Raw genomic sequence first — 19,591 nt, 5'->3', positions numbered from 1 at the left:
TACGATTGGTAACCACCCACATAGAGATTCGCTGAAAGGTGTAAAAGAAGGCATGATTCCGTCAGATAGGCACACAGAAGTAACCCCCGAAGTGGTGGAAGACATGAACGCAGGTGTGGATACCTGGGTGCAGAATGACTTTGCCGGCACCTGCCCTGTGCGCGATGTCCTGGACAGGATTGGCGACAAATGGTCGGTGCTGGTGATCCTGCGTCTGGGCCGTCGCACGGAACGGTTTCGCCAGCTCCTGCGCGCTGTAGAGGGAATTTCGCAACGGATGCTCACCGTCACCCTGCGCGGGCTGGAACGGGACGGGCTGGTGCATCGCGAGGTGCAGCCAACCAGCCCACCAACGGTGGAATACAGCCTGACCCCGCTGGGCCAATCGTTGCTGTCCCATGTCACTGGCCTGGCCACCTGGGCAGTAGAGCAAGAGGCGCTGATCACCAAGGCCCGCGGGGCCTATGACGCTAAGGGCTGACCCCTTCCCCCGCTCCGATCTGGGCAGCCAGCCCCCTGCCCCAAAGGAAAACGCCCCCGAAGTGCGGAGGCGTTTCTTGTCTGCAATGCGCTGTGACTGACGCTTACTGCGCCGCGCGGGCCTTTTCTATCGCGGGGCCAAGTGTGGCCTCGATCACCCGTTGGGTCACCGGTCCGGCATGGCGGGTCACAATCCGGCCTTCGCCGTCAATCACATAGGTTTCCGGCACACCGTAAACGCCCCAGTTCAGCGCCATACGGCCATTGGCATCCTGGCCAACCGCTTCATAGGGGTTGCCAAGATCTGCCAGAAAATCTAGCGCGTTCTGTGGGTTGTCCTTGTAGTTCACCCCGTAAACCGGAATGCCCTGCGCCCGCAGATCCTCAAGGTTGGGGTGTTCAACCCGGCACGGCGCACACCAGCTGGCCCAGAAGTTGACCAGCTTGACCTCGCCGTCTTTCAGCTTGGCCTCATCAAACAGCGGCAGATCGCCCAGCGGTGTGATCTCTACCACAGGCACCTCGCGCCCCGCCAGCGCGGTCGGCAGCTCATCCGGGTTTTCCCGCTGCATGCCGACATAGAACATCACCGCAAGGCCGCCAAAAATCACCGGCGGCAGGATCATCAGAGGGTTGAGTTTAGCCATCTTGTTTGCTCCGCGCTTCGACCTCATCCAGCTGCGCTTTGACCTTGCGCGCGCGCAGAACCGAAGCAATCACAAGCACCGCGAGCAGCCCCAAGGAGACGCCATAAGACGACAGCACCTCAACAGCGTATTTCCCCAGATCAGGCATCAGCTCATCCTTTCACGGGCCAGAAGCGCCCGCATCCGGCGGGCGCGAATTTCAGTTTGGGTGCGCAGGAACACCAGCGCCACGAACAGCAACAGGAAGCCCGCCATCGAAATGAACAATGGGGTGGCAAAAACATTGCTGACACGCTCTTCGGTGTCGCCGGCCAAAGCCCCCGCCCGCAGCACCGAAGCGCCCTGATGCAGGCCCTGGTTCCAGAAGTTCACGGCATAGCGGCTGAGGATCGCAAAGACCGAGCCAACCAGACACAGAATCGCGGTCAGATCCGCAGCGGTGTCATCATTTTCGATCGCCGCCCACAGCGCCATATAGCCAAGGTAGAACAGGAACAGGATAAGGAAGGAGGTCAGCCGAGGGTCCCATTCCCACCAAGTGCCCCACATCGGCTGGCCCCAGATCGCGCCGGTGGCCAGGGCAATCAGCGTCATCACCGCACCAATGGGTGCCGCCGCCCGCGCTGCCAGCGCCGAGACATGGTGCCGCCGCACGATCCAGATCAGCGAGGTCACCAGCATCATCGCCCAGGCGTTGATCGCCATCATCGCCGAGGGCACATGAATATAGATGATCTTTACGGTCGATCCCTGACGGAAATCATCCGGCGTAAAGAAAAACCCCCAGACCAGCCCGACCGTGGTCAGCACCAGCGCCAGCCCCGCCACCCAGGGCAGCAGCCGGTTGGTGGTCGCAATGAATTTCTTTGGGTTGGCATATTCCCAGATCGAGCTCATGTCCCTCTCCTATCCGTCCTCGCGCCCATTGCAAGAGCGCGTCTTTCACATCCCCGTCACCTGCCGCGACACCGCCGCCCCGCAGGTGTGTCCTATCTAAGGTTCACCCGCAACACTGCCGCTGAGGCAAATGGCAGCAGCGCAATCACCGCACAGGTGATCCCCGCCAGCATCAACAGCGGCGTGGTCGCCTCCAGCCCGTCAATGGAGCGGCGCGCCATTTCCGCGCCGAAAATCAACGTCGGCACATAAAGCGGCAGCACCAGCAGGCTCAACAACAGCCCCCCCCGTTTCAACCCCACCGTCAGTGCGGCGCCAAAGGTGCCGATCACACTGAGCGCCGGTGTCCCGATCAGGAGCGAGATCACCAACGGCCCGTATCCCGCCGTAGGCAGGTTCAGCAACAGGCCAAAGACCGGCGCTGCCAGCACCAGCGGCAACCCCGTGGTCAGCCAATGTGCCAGGGCCTTCACCGTCACAATCGCCTCCAGCGGCAGTGGCGCAGTGGCCAGCAGATCCAAGGACCCATCTTCCCAATCGAGCGCCAGAATGCGGTCCAAAGACAACAGGCAGGACAGCAAGGCCCCCAGCCACAGGATGCCCGGTGCAATTTTGCTCAACAGGCCCGAGTTCGGCCCAACCCCAAAGGGCACCAGCACCACCACAATCAGGAAAAACGCCAGCCCTAGGCCAAAGCCTCCGCCCGCCCGAATGGCCAGCCGCAGATCACGCATCAAAAGGGCAATCACAGAAACGCTCCGTCAAAATCGTCGAGGGCCGGTGGCGTGGCTTTGAACGGTCCCACCTCCAGCACACGGGCCTCGCTCAGCCCCAAATCGATATGGGTTGCCAACAGGGCCAGACCACCGCCCGCCAGATGGCGGCGCACAGCCTCGGCAAACAGTTTCACCGCGCTGGCGTCCAGCGACACGGTGGGTTCATCCATCACCCAGACAGGTCGGCCCGTCACCACCATTCGCGCCAGCCCCAGCCGCCGCTTCTGCCCCGCCGAAAGCGCCCCGGCGGGGCGATCCAAAAGCGGTTCCAGATCAAAGGCCTGTAAGGCGTTCTCAATCGAACCGGTGCCAAAGACCGCGGCCCAGAAGGTCAGGTTCTCCGCCACCGTCAGCGGCGCCTTAATACCATCGGCATGACCGGCATAAGCCATCTGTTCACGGTCCAGATTGACCCTCCCCGCCACCGCCGGCTGCAAACCGGCCACCGTGCGCAGTAGGGTGGTCTTGCCAATCCCATTAGGCCCACGCAGCACAAGAGCCTCGCCGGCGGACACCGCAAAACTCACCCCTTCCAGCACCGCAATGCCACCACGGGCCACGGTCAGATCTGACACATTCAAGTCCATGAAATTGTCCTATCCCATTGTTCGCACTTCGCAAAGCGCCTTAACGTCTTTTCGCACCGGGGGGTTTGACTTCGATCAGTCGGCGGGGGTCTTCCGGCTTCTTCTTGGCAAAAATATCCTGGGGAGTCCGCTGCAGGCGGACGGGGCAAAGCCCCCAATGCGCCCTGGCTCAAACAGGCAGCGCCGCCAGGGCCACGCGCCGCCCTTCCGAGATCAGCACGTTGTAAGTCCGGCAGGCCGAAGGGGAGGACATCACCTCGACCCCTACCCCCATCGCGTCAAGCTCTTCACGCAAGGCTTTGGGCAGAAACGCAACTTCCGCCCCCATCCCGACAAAAATCACATCCGCCTCAGCCGCCAGGGCCTTCAGGGCGTCCGGGTCTTCCAGACCCGCCCATTGGCGGGCCTGTTTTTCGGTTACGATCACTGCCCCCTGCAGCACCTCGCCGCCAATGCGGAAAAAGCCGGGACCATAGCCATCAACCGGCACGGCGTCGTCAAACTTCACTTCGTTCAGCTGCATGGCGGGCCTCCTCAGGTGGCAGGGTCAGTCCCATATTGGCAATCCGCTGAGGCCCACGGCGATCATCACCCCGTAGCCAAAGATGCGGTAAAGCCGCTGGCGTTCGGGACGGAACATAGCGGCTCCGGCCAGATTTCCCAGCAGATTCGGAATCGCCAGAAACAGCCCCAGCCACACGGCGGTCAGCACCATTTCGCCCTGAAGCGTCAGGATCGCGATCAGCGCCAGATCCACCGCCACCAGGTAAAGCATGATATTGGCACGGATCACCGCCGCGGGCGTGGTGGAGGCCATATAAAGCAGGATTACAGGCGGCCCCGGCAGCCCCGCCACACCGCCAATAAAGCCGGACATCACGCCGGTGCCATATTGCAGTGGACGGGTGATCGGTCCGGTCAGGCGCAGCCCGCTGACCAGCAGGAAAGGCACAGCCAGCGCAATGGCGCTCACTGCGTAGCGAAACACCTCAGGCTCCACCGCAAGCAACACCGCCAGGCCGATCGGCAGCGCCACCGCGCCGCCAAGCGCAATGCGGCTGACCTGACCCAGATCGGCCACCCGCCAGGCACTGGGCAGGTTGGGGATCGGGCCAAAGACCTCCATCACCACAAGGGTAATCAGCGCCCAGACCGGCGGCATGAACTGGCCTGCAATGGGCATATAAACAAGGGCGGCGCCGAAGCCTGAAAAGCCCCGCACCGCCCCTGCCAAAAATACCCCTGCACAGAGCCAGGCCAGCCCGTCAAAGGCCAGCACTGCACTCAAAGCGTCAGGCATCTACGTTCCCGAACTGGTTGCCTGTGGTGTTGTCCGGCTTGGACCAGTCGCGTTTTACGCCGAGCATCAAAACCACGTTTTTCGCCACATAGACCGACGAATAGGTCCCGACGATCACACCCCATGTAATCGCAAACACAAAGCCGCGGATCAACATCGCCACCCAGCGTCAGAAGCGCAATCAGTGCCAGAAGCGTGGTGCCCGAGGTCATGATGGTCCGGCTCAGGGTTTCGTTCACGGTGAGGTTCATCAGCTCGGTCAGCGGTTTCACCTTATACTTGATCAGGTTTTCGCGCAGGCGGTCAAAGATCACCACGGTGTCGTTGATCGAATAGCCGATGATGGTCAGCAGGGCCGCGATGGTGGCCAGTTCAAACCGGATCTGCAGCACCGAGAAGATGCCGATGGTCAGGATCACGTCATGCGCCAGTGCCGCCACGGCCCCGACCGAGAACTGCCATTCAAAACGCAGCCAGATGTAGAACAGGATCGCCGCCAGAGACGCCGCAACCGCGATGATTGCGGTCTGGATCAGCTCCCCCGACACCTTGGGGCCCACGGATTCGACCAGCGGGAAGGTGATGGTGGGATCCACCGCCTTCAGGGCCGTCTCGATCTTGGTGATCACCTGTTCGGTGACGCTTTCCTGCCCGTCCTGGGCCTGAATGCGGATCATCGCGACGTGTTCATCCTCGGCAAACGAGGGATCGAACACTTCGGTGATGGACACATCGCCCAGCCCCAGCGGTTCCAGCGCGCCCGCGATAGGCGCCCACATCCACAGAGGTTTCGGCCTGCGTCCGGATGGTGGTGCCACCGCGGAAGTCGATGCCGAAGTTGAGGCCGATCAGCAGCCAGGCCAGGATCGAGGCGATGACCGCCACAATCGACAGGCCCATGGTCAGCTTGCGCAGGCGGAAGAAGTCGTAGTTGGGGACTTCGTTAAACAGTCTCAGACGCATGATCAGACCTCGATGGTTTTGGGGCGTTTTACGTTCGAACCACATCACGATCAGCAACCGCGTCACGAAGATCGCGGTGAAGACCGAGGTCATGATCCCGAGGCCCAGCGTGATCGCAAAACCTTTGACCGGGCCAGAGCCCATGACAAAAAGGATCACAGCAATGATGAAAGTTGTGATGTTGGCGTCGATAATCGCCGACAGCGCCCGGTCATAGCCCAGCTCAATCGCGCGGGCCGGACCTTTGGCGGTGCGCAGCTCTTCGCGGACCCGTTCAAACACCAGCACATTGGCGTCCACCGCCATGCCGATGGTCAGAACGATACCGGCGATGCCCGGCAGGGTCAGCGTGCCACCAATAAGGCTTAGCGCGCCAAAGATCAGCGCCACGTTGATCAGCAATGCAACATTGGCAAACAGACCAAACAGGCCGTAGCTCAGCACCATAAAGATCAGCACCGCGGTGAAGGCCACGATACAGGCCAGCTTACCCGCCTCGATGCTGTCAGCGCCCAGTTCCGGACCAATGGTCCGCTCTTCCAGGAACTCCAGCCCCGCAGGCAATGCACCCGCACGCAGCAGAACCGCCAGATTGGTGCTTTCTTCCACGGTGAAGTCACCGGTGATGATGCCAGATCCACCCGGGATATGCGACTGGATGACGGGGGCTGAAATGACCTCAGCATCCAGAACAATCGCAAAGGGGTTGCCAATGTTTTCAGCGGTATAGTCGCCAAACTTGCGCGCGCCCGCAGTGTTGAACCGGAAGTTCACGGCAGGACGGCCGTTCTGATCAAAGGCAGGCTGCGCGTCCACCAGCTCATCGCCTGTGACCACAGGGGCCTGTTCCAGAATGTAGTATTCCCCTTCGGTGTCCAGCGACGGCAGCAACTCATTGCCCGCGCCCGCCGGCATATCGGCGTTGGAGGTACGGGTGACAACCGGCTGGAAGGTCAGCTGCGCCGTGGTGCCAATGATCGCTTTCAGTTCAGAGGCCGAGCCAATGCCCGGCACCTGAATAAGGATCCGGTCCGCGCCCTGACGCTGGATTGTCGGTTCACGGGTGCCAACCTCGTCGATCCGGCGACGGATGATTTCCAGCGATTGCGCCACGGTGCGCTCATCTGTGGCAACACGTTCTGCCTCGGAGAGGGTGACAACGATGTCTGCGCCGTCCACCGAAACTTCGATGTCGGTGGCACCAGCGCCGGTCAGGCTGACCACGGGGCGCGCCAGTTCGCGCACCAGTTCGGCGGCACGGCTGGCCATCTCAGGTTTCTGGTTCAGACGCACCCGCAGCTCGGGACCGTCGGTCTTTTGCAGACGGATGGTGCCGACCTCATCACGCTCTTCACGCAGGAGGTCCCGCACTTCCGGCCACATGGCCTCGAGCCGGCTTTCATAGACATCGGCGACCTGAACTTCGGCCAACAGATGGGCGCCGCCGCGCAGGTCCAGGCCCAGATTGACCAGAGAGGACGGCAGGAACGACGGCCATTGTGCCGCCTGCTCTCCCAGACCATTGCCAGAGGCCCCGGCCTCCAGTGCGGCGGTAGCGTCATTGTGGGTTTCGACACGGGTGTAAAACCCGTTCGGCATGGCAAACAGGATGCCAAGCGCACAGACCGCCCAGATCAGAACCCGTTTCCATAAATCAATCTGAAGCATGTGAATTCGCTTTCAAAAACAAAAGGCCCGCGGGCGGAACCCACGGGCCGGTCTTCCGGGTTGGATCAGCCTTCGGCCGGTTCGGTCTTGCTGACAACCGAGGCGATGGTCGAACGCACAACCTGAACCTTGACACCTTCGGCCAGTTCAACTTCGATCTCGTTGGCGTCGTCTTTGACCTTGGAAACCTTGCCGATCAACCCGCCCTGGGTGATCACCTTGTCCCCGCGACGCAGGGCGTTCACCATGCCTTGATGCTCTTTCATCTTCTTCTGCTGCGGACGGATCAGCAGGAAATACATGATGCCGAAGATGAGGATGAGGGGGATGAACTGGCCGAAGGCTTCCATTGTCTTTCTTGTCCTTTGTAAGTGCTGCGGGATCACCCGCGATTTGGCAGGGAACCTATGTGCGCCAACGGTGTTTTGCAAGGCGGCTTGCGGCAGTGACGGGTGGTTTTGCACGGGTTTGCAGGCCTTGGGGCGGCAAAGCGACAGCTTGGTGACAGCTTGTCCATAGATGCAGGCGATCCACAGGCCCTATGGTTCCCGCCAAGATGGCGCGATGATTGCTTTCCACCTTGGTGAAAATCAGCAATAACGCCGGAGTTGAAGAATGATTCCGGTTAAAGGAGCAAACCCATGCATGACATCAAAGCGATCCGCGAAAACCCAGAGGCCTTTGACGCCGGTCTGGCCCGCCGGGGGGCCGCACCGATGTCATCAGAGGTGCTAAAGCTGGACGAAGCGCGCCGCGCCAAGATCCTGGCTGCAGAAACCGCCCAGTCGGACCAGAAAAAGGCCGCCAAAGAGGTTGGCGCTGCCAAAGCCAAGGGCGACGAGACCGAATTTGAACGGCTGCGCGCTCTGGTCGGTGAGAAAAAGGCCGAAGTGGCCGCGATGCAGACCGAAGCCAAGGAGCTGGACGCCCAGCTCACGGACCTGCTGATGGGCCTGCCCAATGGCCTGCACGCCGATGTGCCTGACGGCGCGGATGAAGAGGACAACGTTGAGGTGCGCCACTGGGGCACCCCGCGCGAGTTCACTTTTACCCCAAAGGAACACTTTGAGCTGTCAGGTGTGCAGCCGGGCATGGACTTTGAAACCGCCGCCAAGCTTTCGGGCTCGCGCTTTGTGGTCCTATCCAAAGGCGTTGCCCGGGTGCACCGCGCGCTGGCGCAGATGATGCTGGACACCCATATCGACGAACACGGGCTGCAGGAAACCTGGACCCCTGTGCTGGTGCGCGAAGAGATGATGTATGGCACCGGCCAGCTGCCGAAATTTGGCGAAGACAGCTACAAGACCGAAGACGGCTGGTGGCTGGTCCCAACCGCTGAGGTGACACTGACCAACATCGTTAACGGCGAAACCGTGGAGGAGGCCAGCCTGCCGCTGCGTTTCTGCGCCCACACCCAGTGTTTCCGCTCGGAAGCGGGCAGCGCTGGCCGCGACACCTCGGGCATGCTGCGCCAGCACCAGTTTGAAAAGGTCGAAATGGTTTCCATCGTGCACCCCGAGAAATCGATGGAAGAGCATGACCGCATGACCAGCTGCGCCGAGGCAATCCTGGAAAAACTGGGCCTGCCCTATCGCACCGTGGTGCTATGTTCGGGTGATATGGGCTTTGGCATGATCAAAACCCACGATCTGGAGGTTTGGCTGCCCGGTCAAAACAAATACCGCGAGATCTCCTCGGTCTCGGTCGCGGGGGATTTCCAGGCCCGCCGGATGAACGCCCGGTTCAAACCCGCCGCCGGCGGCAAGCCTGAATTTGTGCATACGCTGAATGGCTCCGGCCTGGCCGTGGGGCGCGCCCTGATTGCGGTGCTGGAGAACGGTCAGCAAGAAGACGGCTCGGTCAACCTTCCCGCCGCGCTGCACCCCTATCTGGGTGGCAAAACCAAACTCAGCGCCGAGGGTGCATTGGTCTGAACCGACCAGACAGTCTAAACGCTGAAGGGGCCCGCTGGGCCCCTTTTTTGTGGCGCTGCGCGCCAGAGTATTTTCGGCAAGATGAAAGCCGCTTTCAACGTTCTCCAAATACTCGCGCCGCAGGCATGCCCGAGGACCGAAGGTCCGAGACAAAAAGAGCGCCCCGAAGGGCGCCCAATTGAATTTTGTTTAGTGCGAACCGCGGGGTAGGCCGCGTTTTTTGTTCAGGTGCTTGCCAAGCGCGCCGGGCTTTTTGTCTTTTTTGTTCTTATAGGGGTTCTTGTCCCCCTGCCCGCGCATGGTCAGGCGGATCGGCGTGCCGGGCATGTCGAAGTCTTCGCGCAAGCCGTTGACAAGATAGCGGGAATAGCTGTCAGGCAGCTTCTCTGGCAGCGAACACATGACCACAAACCCCGGCGGGCGGGTTTTGGCCTGGGTCATATAGCGCAGCTTGATGCGGCGGCCTGCCGGAGCCGGCGGCGGGTGCTGTTCGGTCATCGCTGTCAGCCAGCGGTTCAGCTTCGCGGTTGAGACACGGCGGTTCCAGACGTCATAGGCCCGTTCCACCGCATCCTGCAGGCGGTTGAGGCCGCGGCCGGTTTTGGCGGAAACGGTGATCAGCGGCGCGCCGCGCAGCTGCGGCAGCAGGCGGTCGAAGCTTTCCTTCAGCGCCTTCAGCTTGTCCTGTTTCTCGTCCTCGATGTCCCATTTGTTCACCGCGATGATCACGGCGCGGCCTTCACGTTCCGCCAGATCGGCGATGCGCAGGTCCTGCTGTTCAAAGGGAATGGCGGCATCCAAGAGCACAATCACCACCTCGGCGAATTTCACTGCGCGCAGCCCATCAGAGACCGAGAGTTTTTCGACCTTATCCTGCACCTTGGCGCGTTTGCGCATGCCGGCGGTGTCCCAGATCCGCACCGGCAGGCCACCCCAGTCAATGGTCAGAGAGATGGCGTCACGGGTGATCCCGGCCTCGGGGCCGGTCAGCAGGCGGTCTTCACCGAGGATCTTGTTGATCAGGGTGGATTTGCCTGCGTTCGGGCGGCCCACCACGGCGATCTGCATCGGTTTGTCGAAGGTCGGCAGACGGTAGGTGATCGGGTTGCCGTGTTCGTCCAGCACCTCTTCTTCGTCGTCGTCCATTTCGACGTCGACATCGGTTTCAGGCGCGTGCAGCGCGGCGCGTTCTTCGAACTCATCCGCGATAGGCTGCAGGATATGCATCAGCTCGCCCATGCCTTCGCCGTGTTCGCCCGAAAGGCGCAGCGGTTCGCCAAGGCCAAGGCTATAGGCCTCGATCACACCGGCGTCGCCCGCTTTGCCCTCGGCCTTGTTGGCAGCAAGGATCACCTTATCGGCGCGTTTGCGCAGGATATCTGCAAACATTTCATCGGTGGGCGTGATGCCGGTGCGGGCATCGACCATAAAGAGGCAGACATCCGCCATATCCACCGCCCGCTCTGTCAGGCGGCGCATCCGGCCCTGCAGGCTGTCGTCGGTGGCCTCTTCCAGGCCGGCGGTGTCGATGATGGTGAATCGCAGGTGGCCCAGACGGGCATCGCCTTCGCGCAGGTCACGGGTCACCCCCGGCTGGTCATCGACCAAAGCCAGTTTTTTGCCGACTAAGCGGTTGAAAAGTGTGGATTTCCCAACGTTGGGACGGCCCACAATGGCAAGGGTAAAGCTCATCTCACTGGCTCCGGACGGATGGCAGGCACGCGGCGTTCAATGCGGCCCGCAAAGGTATAAGGGCGGATCAAGCCGCCCTGTTATACCAGTTTTGCATCAACGGAAAGCGTGCAATTGCCCTTTGGTGCCAACAACGTAAAGCGTGCCGCCCGCCACCACCGGTGCGGTGGTCGCCCCACCGGGCACAGTAACCTCACGGGTCATCTCTCCGCTGGTCGGATCAAAGAAGCGCAGCAGCCCGTCATTGGAGGCCACAATCAGCTGGCCGCCGGCCAGAATCGGGCCGTGATGGGCGAAGACCTCATTGGCTTTGCGCTGTTTCAGCTTTTTCAGATTGGGCAGGTCTTTGGCCCAGATCTTGACCCCGTCGCGGGCATCCAGCCGCAGCAGTTCATTCTGATCGCTGAGCGCGAAGATCGAGCCGCCCAGCGGCAGAACCGGGCTGATCGCCCCTTCGCGGGCGGTCCAGAGGCGTTCGCCTGTGGTCACATCCAGTGCCAGAATGCGGCCCGCGTGGGAACCGACATAGAGCTTGTCACCGACAATGACGGGATCGGCGGTGATGTCATTCACCTTGGCCAGCGCATCCGAGCGGCGTTGGCCGGACACAAAGGCGGTCCACGTACGCAGGCCACCGTTGCGGAACACCCCGTGCAATGCGCCGTCGCCATAGGCGAAAACAGCAAACTTATCGTTCAGCGCCGGTGCGGGTGCCCCCAGGACGTTGTTCACATCGCTGGACTGGCTGGTCTGCCAGCGGATGCGGCCGGTGTCAGCTTCCAGCGCCCAGCCGGTGTCATCGCCGCCAACCAGATAGACCAGATCGCCGTAGACTGTTGGGGCACCGGAACTGGTCGAACCCAGATCCTGTTTCCACAGCAACTCACCGGTGGCCGGATCCAGTGCTGTCAGGAAGCCAAAGCCGGAGGTGACATAGAGTTTGCCTTTGCCATAGGCGATTCCGCCGCCGGTGGCCTCAGAGGCTGCGTCGCGGGCGGGGGACAGATCCGCCGACCACAGGGTGGCGCCGTCGGTGCCGGTCGCGGTGACACGGGCCTCGGCGTCCAGCGTGTAGATACGTCCATCTACGACCACTGGGTCAGCGGTGATCCGGTTGCGGCGACCATCGCCCACCCCGATATCGGCGCTCCAGACCAGCTGAGGCGCGGTGGCAAGGCTGGGGTGGCTGATGCGGGTTTTCGGGGTGCCAATGCTGTGGGTCCAATTGGCATTTTGCACCATCTTGGGCAAGCGGACCTCAGTTGCAGCACGGGCCAATTCGGGGGCCAGCTGCTCGGCAGGGACCCCTTCGGTGAGGATGGCGCGCGGATCTTCGCGTTTGCCCGGCAGGATTTCTTCGCGGTCGGCGCAACCGGCCAAAATGGCCATTGCGGCCACACCCATGATCAAGGAACTGCGTTTCACCAATCCTGCCCTCTAAATCTTGTCTTATCTAATCGCGCCCCGTCTGACCGTTTGGCCGGGCGGGACACGCCCCCAAGGCGGGTTAAGCGCCCGAGCGCTCGCCTCCGAGGGCCACAATCAACTGAGAAACGCGACGACGCAAGCCTGTCGAGGCATCCGCATCCGCGGCAATCCGCTCAAGCCGTTCCAGCGCGGCGCTGGTTTCACCCATTTCGATCTCCAGCAGGGCCAGTTGCTCTTCGGCCAGAATGCGCAGCGCAGGCGAGCTGGTGACAAGGCTTTCCAGCGCGATCCGGCGGCTGGAGGCCTCCATGGCGCTTCCCTGCAACAGGATCGATTTGAACCCTGCGATGTCACGGTAGATCGCCGCCACATCGCCATTGCTGGCAATGCCATCAAGGATCGCAATGGCCTCATCGGCGCGGTCCGAAGCTTCTAGCTCGGCGGCTTGCTGCAGTTTCAGAACAACAGCGGCGTTGCCCTCAGCGGCAATGGCCGCCAGCGCATCGGCGCGTGCACCAGGTTCATCCGCGTCCATCGCGGACATGATTCCATCGCCAAGGGCTTCGGCGGCGGCGCGGGCCTGCGCCTTGTTGTATTCGTTCCACGAAGCGCCACCAACAATGGCCACAACGCCCACAACTGCAATCCAGCCATAGCGGCGGATCGACTTATAAAGACGGTCACGGCGGACTTCTTCGCTGACTTCTTCAATGAAACTATCGGTTTCGCTCACGGCACTGCCCCCATTGGTTTGGTTTCTCTTAACGTTTTGGCGGCGCAGTGCCAAGAGGCGCTATCCAAAGGGATGCGACGCTTTGCCACTATCGGGTTGCGACCCCTTCGCCAGAGGCGTAAACTGAACTAAATCGTTCAGAAATTCGTACATGGCCTTGTAATTGGAAATTAGGCCTCCAACTAAGCGACTATCTGAGCGCAAAGAATTAGCCTTAAGGACCCCGTAGATGCGTATTGTTCCTTTTCTGACCGCCATTGTGGTGACCGCCATGCTGTACTTGCTGGTGATGGAACGTGAAACGCTGATGGCTTTTGCCATTGGTGAACAAGAAATCACGTCTGAAGACAAAACCGACATTCCTGCCGCCGATGCCCCCGCCATGGCGGCGTTGGCACAGTCGATGGTCAAGGTGGTCGTGCAGACCTCCGAAGCCGAAGAGATCGACAGCGCGGTCTTGCTGCGCGGCGAAACCGAAGCGGCCCGTCAGGTTGAAGTGCGCGCCGAAACAACCGCGCAGGTGATTTCCGAACCGCTGCGTCGCGGCACCTTTGTTGAGGCCGGGCAGATGCTCTGCACGCTGGACCCCGGCACCCGCCACACGGTTGTGGCGCAGGCGCAGGCGGATCTGGCCAATGCAATGGCACAGGTTCCGCAGGCTGAGGCCCGCGTGAAAGAGGCGCAGGCCCGTCTGAATGAAGCACTGATCAACGACAATGTTGCCACCAAGCTGTCGGAAACCGGTTACGCCTCTGAAACCCGCGTAGCGGCGACCCAGGCAGCGGTTCTGTCGGCAGAAGCCGGTGTTGAATCCGCCCGTTCCGGTCTGGAGACGACGCAGGCCGGTATCCGCGCCGCTGAGGCCGCCGTGGCCGCAGCAGAGAAAGAGATTGAACGTCTGATCATCACCGCGCCTTTTGCCGGTCTGTTGGAAAATGACACCGCTGAGCTTGGCTCGCTGATGAGCGCTGGCGCCACCTGCGGCACCATCATCCAGCTCGATCCGATCAAGGTTGTGGGCTATGTGCCGGAAACGCAGGTTCACCGTGTGGCCCTCGGCAGCCTTGCTGGGGCCCGTCTGACCGATGGCCGCGAAGTACGCGGCCGAGTGACCTTCCTGTCGCGTTCGGCAGATCCGCAGACCCGGACCTTCCGCGTCGACATCGATGTAGCCAACGCTGACATGTCGATCCGTGACGGTCAGACCGCTGACATCCTGATTGCCTCGGCCGGCTCCAAAGCCCATCTGTTGCCAGGCTCTGCTCTGACGCTGGACGATCAGGGCGATCTGGGTGTGCGTGTGATCGAAGAGGGCAACGTTGTGGCCTTCAAGGCGGTCACCCTGATGCGCGACACGGCCGAAGGTGTCTGGGTCACCGGACTGGGTGACAGTGCGGATGTGATTGTTGTGGGGCAGGAATACGTCGTTGACGGCGTCACCGTTGAGCCCACCTACCGGGAGGCGTCGAAATGACCGGAATGGTAGACTGGGCCGCGTCTCGCGCCCGGATGGTTCTGGCCTTTGTGCTGCTGTCGCTGCTGGCGGGGGGCTTTGCCTACTCCAGCCTGCCGAAAGAGGGTGAGCCGGATATTGAGATCCCTGCCCTCTTCGTTTCGGTGCCTTTCCCGGGCATCTCGGCCTCGGATGCAGAAACGCTGCTGGTCAAACCAATGGAGACCGAGCTTGCCGATCTGGACGGGCTGAAGGAAATCTCTGGCACCGCCAACGAAGGCTACGCCGGTGTGGCGCTGGAATTCGAGTTTGGCTGGGACAAAACCAAAGTTATGGCCGACGTGCGCGACGCCATGACCAAGGCCGAGGCCAGCTTCCCCGAAGGGGCGGACAGCTATTCGGTCAACGAAATCAACTTCTCCGAATTCCCGATCCTGATTGTGAACCTGACCGGCGATGTGCCGGAACGGACCATGTATAAGGTTGCCAAAGACCTGCAGGACAAGCTGGAAGCGCTGGAACCGGTGCTGGAAGCGGGCATTGCGGGCAACCGCGATGAGATGGTTGAAGTTGTGATCGATCCGCTGCGGCTGGAAAGCTACAACGTCACCGCAGGTGAACTGATTTCGGTTGTGACCAACAACAACATGCTGGTTGCCGCCGGTGAGGTGGAAACCGAACAGGGCTCCTTTGCGGTCAAGATCCCGTCGAGCTTTGATGAACCGCAGGATATCTATTCGCTGCCCGTCAAGATCAACGGGCAACGTGTTGTGACCCTGGGGGATCTGGCCGAAATCCGACTGACCTTTGAAGACCGCGCCGGCACCGCCCGGTTCAACGGTGTGTCCACCGTCGCCCTACAGGTGGTGAAGCGCAAAGGCTTCAACATCATGGACACCGTGGACGTGGTGCGTGACACGATTGAAGAGGCCCGTGAGGACTGGCCTTCGGATCTGCAGGTCGCGGTGGATGTCGGCACTTCCAACGACCAGGGCCGCATTGTGCAGTCTATGGTAAGCCAGCTGGAAGGCTCAGTTCTGACCGCCATTGCGCTGGTGATGATCGTGGTTCTGGCCGCGCTTGGCAGCCGTGCCGCGCTGCTGGTGGGTTTTGCAATTCCAACCTCGTTCCTGCTGTGTTTCGTGCTTCTGGCAATCATGGGGATCACCATTTCCAACATTGTGATGTTTGGTCTGATCCTTGCGGTGGGCATGTTGGTGGACGGAGCCATTGTTGTGGTCGAATACGCCGACAAACGCATCAAAGAGGGCGTTGGCCCGATGCACGCCTATGTCGAGGCCGCCAAACGGATGTTCTGGCCGGTGGTCAGTTCGACCGCCACAACGCTCTGTGCCTTCCTGCCGATGCTGTTTTGGCCTGGGGTTCCCGGTGAATTCATGGGCATGCTGCCTGTGACCCTGATCTTCGTTCTGTCCGCTTCGCTGGTGGTGGCGCTGATCTACCTGCCCGTGATGGGCGGTGTGTCGGGCCGTCTGAGCCGTGCGTTCAGCAACATGTCGGACTTCCTGAAGCGCAAGCTGCCTTGGGTTGTGCGCGCCGCATTGGTGCCGCCGTCGATCCTGCTGATGTTTACCGGTGCGATGCAGCTGCTGAACCCCAACTACGTGTTGCCTCTGGCAGAGGCAGGCATTATTAACTTGCTCGTAGGCGGTGTCATCTTCATGCTGGGGGCCTTTGCGGCCTCGGTCACACTGGGTGCAGCCGAAATTCAGTGGCGTCGCAACCGCATCAAGGCGGGGCACAATCGCACGCTGTTTGGCTATTTCATCAAGGCCATCGCCGGCAATCCGGTGATGCCGCTGGTGTCGGCGGTTGTCGTGATCGGCTTTGTGATCAACGTCTTCACCTACTTTGGAGAAAACAACAACGGGGTTGAATTCTTTGTGGAATCCGAACCGGAGATGGCGATCGCCTATGTCCGTGCCCGTGGCAACCTCTCGCTGGAGGAAAAGGACGAACTGGTGCAGCAGGCCGAAGCCGTCATCCTAGCCCACCCCGGTGTTCTGAACGCTTTCTCCTTTGCCGGTGAAGGGGGTCTGAACAACAACACTGGAGGAGCACAGCCGCCCGTTGATACCGTGGGTCAGGTGCAGTTTGAGACAATCCCGTGGGAAGACCGCGCCGACCGCCCTGATCTGGACGGCGACATCGTTCTGGACGAGCTGACGGTACAGCTGGAAGAAATCCCCGGCATCAAGATCGAGATCCTGGCCGCGTCCCGTGGTCCGGCCTCGGCCAAGCCGGTGCATCTGCGCCTCAAAGGGGAAAACTGGGACGATCTGGTCGCCGCGACTGAACTGGCCCGTGTCCAATTTGATGACACCTCTGCGCTGGAGCTGATCGAAGACACCCTGCCCCTGCCCGGTATCGACTGGCAGATCGACGTGGACGTTGAGAAAGCCGGCCGTTACGGCGCTGACGTGGCCACTGTGGGCGCGATGGTGCAGCTGGTGACCCGTGGGATCCTGCTGGACACCATGCGCGTGGACAGCTCGGATGAGGAAATCGAAATCCGCGTTCGCCTGCCCGAACAGGACCGCGTGTTGTCGACCCTCGACACCCTGAAGGTGCGCACCCAGGACGGTCTGGTGCCGCTGGCCAACTTCATCACACGTAAGCCGGTACCCAAACTGGCCTCGATCAGCCGTGAGGATCAGAAACGTTACTTTGACGTGAAAGCGGCGGTGACCGGTGAAGTGGTCAATGTGATGGTGGACGAGGAAAACCTGGGCCAGCTGCGGCTGGCACCAAACGGTGACGGCACGATCTCGACACCTGATGGCAAGTCCTACACCATCTTCAGCGCTGAAGATCCGGATGCCGCCAAAGCGGCTGCCGAGTCCGGTGACGCAACCCTTGTGGCGGTGACTGCTGCCGAGAGGATTGCCGCGCTGACCACCTGGCTTGAAACCAAACCCCTGCCCGCTGGGATCGAGTGGGAATGGACCGGCGACCAACAGGACGAGCAAGAGTCCGGTGAGTTCCTGTCGAAAGCCTTCCTTGGGGCGCTGGCCTTGATGTTCATCATCCTGCTGGCGCAGTTCAACTCGATCTATAACTCGGTGCTGGTTCTGCTGGCGGTGGTGCTGTCCACAACCGGTGTTCTGATCGGGATGCTGGTGATGGATCAGACCTTCTCGATCATCATGACCGGTACGGGGATCGTGGCGCTGGCAGGGATCGTGGTGAACAACAACATTGTTCTGATCGACACCTATCAGGAATACAGCAAGTACATGCCGCGGATTGAGGCCATCGTGCGCACCGCCGAAAGCCGGATCCGTCCGGTTCTGCTGACCACAGTGACCACAATGGCCGGTCTGGCCCCGATGATGTTCGGCCTGTCGCTGGACTTCATGACCGGTGGCTACACCATCGACAGCCCCACCGCGCTGTGGTGGAAACAGCTGGCGACAGCCGTGGTCTTTGGTCTGGGGATTGCCACCGTGCTGACGCTGGTCTTCACCCCGGCGATGCTGGCAATGCAGGTCTGGTTCACAACCTATGTGCTGTGGCTCCTGCGGGCGATGCAGGCCCTGTCGCTGGGCCGTGCCAGCCGCGCCGCCCAGGACATGGCGCTGCGCAGGACGGCCCGCAAGGTCAAATCGCCCGAGCTGATCTGGGACGATCTGGAGGCCAAGCCGGAACCGGTGAAAGCCCAGCCCGAAGCCGCCAATTCCGAGCCCCCCGAGGCGCCGCAGGATCCCCCTGCCCCCTCTGGTGGCAAACTGGCCGCAGCGGAGTAAACTGATCCAGAAGGCCGGGCCATCGCCCGGCCTTTTCCATTGCGGAAACAGTCTGCAGCCACATCGCCAACTGTTTCTGATCCAACAGATTTAGGTGAAAAATCCTTTGGTTGTGCCGTTGACCCCCTGACGCAATCGGAGTCACTGTTGACGGAGAACTGCGTATTGGGGGATGGGCATATGGTTGAACTTGTACTGCTGTCACTTTTGGGCTGGAGCCTGACCTACTGGGCCATTGATGAGCTGACCGACGGCGGCAGTGGTGGCGGCGGCGGCGCACCTGAGGGCGCGGGCGACGACAGCTTTGACACCTCCGCCAGCACCGATCCGCAAACCATCCGCGGCTATGGCGGCAATGACAGCATCCTCACCGGTGACGGCAATGACTCGCTACAGGGCGATTCCGGTGCGGACTCCATCACCTCGGCCGGCGGCGATGACACCATCTGGGGCGGCTTGGGCGAAGACCTGATCGATGCAGGCCCCGGCAACAACGAAGTGGACGCCGGTTTTGGTGATGACACCGTTGTGGCGGGCACCGGCAATGACACCGTGCGCGGTGGTGACGGCAATGACAGCATCGGCTCCACCGGCGGCGACGACCGGTTCTATCTGGAAGAAGGCGACGACACGGGCCTGTCCTTGGGGGGGCAGGCCCTGATCAACGGCGGCCAAGGCGATGATCTGCTGGCGGCGCTGGACACGGAATTCAGCGGCACCACCGCGCTGGCTGGCGCAGCCGACACTTTGGTCGGTGGTGGCGGCAATGACACGCTCAGCGGCGACGACGGTGATATCATGACCGGCGACACGGGCGCTGACAGCTTTCAGGTCTTTGTGGAGGCCGATCCCAATGGCGGGGGCAACAGCAACATCGAGGTGGTGACCGTGACCGATTTCAACCCGGCAGAGGACGTGCTGCGGATCTTCACCGATGTGACCCCGACGCCGGTGTTTGCGGATCTCACCTTCACCGAGGTTGGCACCCCCACCGCAGTGGTTGTTGCCGTGCCCGGCGCTACGGGGCTGGAAATGGTGCGTTTGGAAAACACCAGCGCCAGCGCCCTGACTGCCAGCAACGTCTTCATCTCCGCCGCCAGCTGAGTCGGTTCCGCCCCGCAAACAATCCTGACCTAAGCGTGAACTTTTTCCACTCCGGAAACAGGAGGTTGTTATTGCAAGCAAATTATCGGTTTCGATAGGACAGCTGCACCCGACGCGACATTGACAACCAAAAGTTTAATCAGGCATACTTAAGTATATTTT

Annotated in this window: 16 protein-coding genes and 2 pseudogenes; 5 read left to right on the top strand and 13 right to left on the bottom strand. The window is 61.2% G+C overall.

The window, feature by feature from the left end:
- Positions 1 to 52 precede the first annotated feature (52 nt).
- Positions 53 to 481: a winged helix-turn-helix transcriptional regulator gene (locus SIC14_RS15140; protein ID WP_412562749.1), complete on the top strand. Its 429-nt coding sequence runs from the start codon at positions 53 to 55 to the stop codon at positions 479 to 481.
- A 103-nt stretch (positions 482 to 584) separates the two neighbouring features.
- On the opposite strand, the gene SIC14_RS15135 is transcribed toward SIC14_RS15140, so the two are convergent.
- The 10 genes and pseudogenes from SIC14_RS15135 to yajC form a co-directional block, all read right to left on the bottom strand.
- Positions 585 to 1,127 (bottom strand): DsbE family thiol:disulfide interchange protein, encoded by a 543-nt coding sequence (locus tag SIC14_RS15135; protein ID WP_412562748.1) that lies wholly within the window; start codon positions 1,125 to 1,127, stop codon positions 585 to 587.
- The gene (ccmD, locus tag SIC14_RS15130; protein ID WP_412565878.1) at positions 1,120 to 1,278 is read right to left on the bottom strand and encodes a heme exporter protein CcmD; all 159 of its coding nucleotides are present in this window, start codon (positions 1,276 to 1,278) and stop codon (positions 1,120 to 1,122) included. The genes SIC14_RS15135 and ccmD overlap by 8 nt, the downstream gene beginning before the upstream one ends.
- Complete coding sequence (gene ccmC / locus SIC14_RS15125) at positions 1,275 to 2,024, bottom strand: heme ABC transporter permease CcmC (protein WP_412562747.1); 750 nt, start codon at positions 2,022 to 2,024, stop codon at positions 1,275 to 1,277. Before ccmC ends, ccmD begins: the two co-directional genes overlap by 4 nt.
- Before the next feature lie 92 nt (positions 2,025 to 2,116).
- Positions 2,117 to 2,773: a heme exporter protein CcmB gene (gene ccmB / locus SIC14_RS15120; protein ID WP_412562746.1), complete on the bottom strand. Its 657-nt coding sequence runs from the start codon at positions 2,771 to 2,773 to the stop codon at positions 2,117 to 2,119.
- Positions 2,770 to 3,387: a heme ABC exporter ATP-binding protein CcmA gene (gene ccmA / locus SIC14_RS15115; protein WP_412562745.1), complete on the bottom strand. Its 618-nt coding sequence runs from the start codon at positions 3,385 to 3,387 to the stop codon at positions 2,770 to 2,772. Before ccmA ends, ccmB begins: the two co-directional genes overlap by 4 nt.
- A 169-nt stretch (positions 3,388 to 3,556) precedes the next feature.
- Positions 3,557 to 3,910: an Mth938-like domain-containing protein gene (locus tag SIC14_RS15110; protein ID WP_412562744.1), complete on the bottom strand. Its 354-nt coding sequence runs from the start codon at positions 3,908 to 3,910 to the stop codon at positions 3,557 to 3,559.
- A 24-nt stretch (positions 3,911 to 3,934) separates the two neighbouring features.
- Positions 3,935 to 4,687, bottom strand: coding sequence for a TSUP family transporter (locus SIC14_RS15105; RefSeq protein WP_412562743.1), 753 nt, complete (start codon positions 4,685 to 4,687; stop codon positions 3,935 to 3,937).
- A pseudogene (gene secF, locus SIC14_RS15100) lies at positions 4,680 to 5,650 on the bottom strand (protein translocase subunit SecF). Before secF ends, SIC14_RS15105 begins: the two are co-directional and overlap by 8 nt.
- 2 nt (positions 5,651 to 5,652) lie before the next feature.
- A pseudogene (gene secD / locus SIC14_RS15095) lies at positions 5,653 to 7,318 on the bottom strand (protein translocase subunit SecD).
- Positions 7,319 to 7,383: 65 nt separating this feature from the next.
- On the bottom strand, positions 7,384 to 7,668 hold the full coding sequence (yajC, locus tag SIC14_RS15090; protein ID WP_412562742.1) for a preprotein translocase subunit YajC: 285 nt from the start codon (positions 7,666 to 7,668) through the stop codon (positions 7,384 to 7,386).
- Positions 7,669 to 7,959: 291 nt separating this feature from the next.
- On the opposite strand from yajC, the gene serS reads away from it, so the two are divergent.
- Entirely contained in the window at positions 7,960 to 9,252 is a 1,293-nt protein-coding gene (gene serS / locus SIC14_RS15085) for a serine--tRNA ligase (RefSeq protein WP_412562741.1), read from the top strand.
- A gap of 189 nt (positions 9,253 to 9,441) precedes the next feature.
- Here the strand turns inward: serS and der are convergent, their stop codons facing one another.
- The 3 genes from der to SIC14_RS15070 form a co-directional block, all read right to left on the bottom strand.
- Entirely contained in the window at positions 9,442 to 10,944 is a 1,503-nt protein-coding gene (gene der / locus SIC14_RS15080; RefSeq protein ID WP_412562740.1) for a ribosome biogenesis GTPase Der, read from the bottom strand.
- 96 nt (positions 10,945 to 11,040) lie between these two features.
- A complete protein-coding gene (locus SIC14_RS15075) occupies positions 11,041 to 12,369 on the bottom strand; it encodes a PQQ-binding-like beta-propeller repeat protein (RefSeq protein ID WP_412562739.1) in 1,329 nt (442 codons plus the stop codon).
- A gap of 82 nt (positions 12,370 to 12,451) precedes the next feature.
- Positions 12,452 to 13,105 carry a hypothetical protein gene (locus SIC14_RS15070; protein WP_412562738.1) on the bottom strand — a complete coding sequence of 218 codons (654 nt, stop codon included), beginning with the start codon at positions 13,103 to 13,105 and terminating at the stop codon, positions 12,452 to 12,454.
- Positions 13,106 to 13,334: 229 nt separating this feature from the next.
- Between SIC14_RS15070 and SIC14_RS15065 the strand changes: the two genes are divergently transcribed.
- The 3 genes from SIC14_RS15065 to SIC14_RS15055 all read left to right on the top strand — a co-directional run bounded on the left by SIC14_RS15065 (position 13,335) and on the right by SIC14_RS15055 (position 19,429).
- The gene (locus tag SIC14_RS15065) at positions 13,335 to 14,579 is read left to right on the top strand and encodes an efflux RND transporter periplasmic adaptor subunit (protein WP_412562737.1); all 1,245 of its coding nucleotides are present in this window, start codon (positions 13,335 to 13,337) and stop codon (positions 14,577 to 14,579) included.
- Entirely contained in the window at positions 14,576 to 18,325 is a 3,750-nt protein-coding gene (locus SIC14_RS15060; RefSeq protein WP_412562736.1) for an efflux RND transporter permease subunit, read from the top strand. The genes SIC14_RS15065 and SIC14_RS15060 overlap by 4 nt, the downstream gene beginning before the upstream one ends.
- 180 nt (positions 18,326 to 18,505) lie before the next feature.
- Complete coding sequence (locus SIC14_RS15055; protein WP_412562735.1) at positions 18,506 to 19,429, top strand: calcium-binding protein; 924 nt, start codon at positions 18,506 to 18,508, stop codon at positions 19,427 to 19,429.
- The last annotated feature ends 162 nt before the right edge of the window (positions 19,430 to 19,591 follow it).

The sequence above is a fragment of the Thalassobius sp. MITS945101 genome (assembly GCF_047123305.1).
In the GTDB taxonomy this organism is placed as follows: Bacteria; Pseudomonadota; Alphaproteobacteria; order Rhodobacterales; family Rhodobacteraceae; genus Thalassobius.
The sequence above is the reverse complement of the archived record's forward strand: the minus strand, read 5'-3'. Positions and strand labels throughout refer to the sequence as shown.

Coding starts and splice junctions, on each gene's coding strand:
- SIC14_RS15105 (WP_412562743.1), bottom strand. CDS start 4,687: ATGCCTGACGCTTTGAGTGCAGTGCTGGCCTTTGACGGGCTGGCCTGG.
- SIC14_RS15135 (WP_412562748.1), bottom strand. CDS start 1,127: ATGGCTAAACTCAACCCTCTGATGATCCTGCCGCCGGTGATTTTTGGC.
- yajC (WP_412562742.1), bottom strand. CDS start 7,668: ATGGAAGCCTTCGGCCAGTTCATCCCCCTCATCCTCATCTTCGGCATC.
- ccmC (WP_412562747.1), bottom strand. CDS start 2,024: ATGAGCTCGATCTGGGAATATGCCAACCCAAAGAAATTCATTGCGACC.
- SIC14_RS15055 (WP_412562735.1), top strand. CDS start 18,506: ATGGTTGAACTTGTACTGCTGTCACTTTTGGGCTGGAGCCTGACCTAC.
- SIC14_RS15060 (WP_412562736.1), top strand. CDS start 14,576: ATGACCGGAATGGTAGACTGGGCCGCGTCTCGCGCCCGGATGGTTCTG.
- SIC14_RS15065 (WP_412562737.1), top strand. CDS start 13,335: ATGCGTATTGTTCCTTTTCTGACCGCCATTGTGGTGACCGCCATGCTG.
- ccmA (WP_412562745.1), bottom strand. CDS start 3,387: ATGGACTTGAATGTGTCAGATCTGACCGTGGCCCGTGGTGGCATTGCG.
- serS (WP_412562741.1), top strand. CDS start 7,960: ATGCATGACATCAAAGCGATCCGCGAAAACCCAGAGGCCTTTGACGCC.
- der (WP_412562740.1), bottom strand. CDS start 10,944: ATGAGCTTTACCCTTGCCATTGTGGGCCGTCCCAACGTTGGGAAATCC.
- SIC14_RS15140 (WP_412562749.1), top strand. CDS start 53: ATGATTCCGTCAGATAGGCACACAGAAGTAACCCCCGAAGTGGTGGAA.
- SIC14_RS15110 (WP_412562744.1), bottom strand. CDS start 3,910: ATGCAGCTGAACGAAGTGAAGTTTGACGACGCCGTGCCGGTTGATGGC.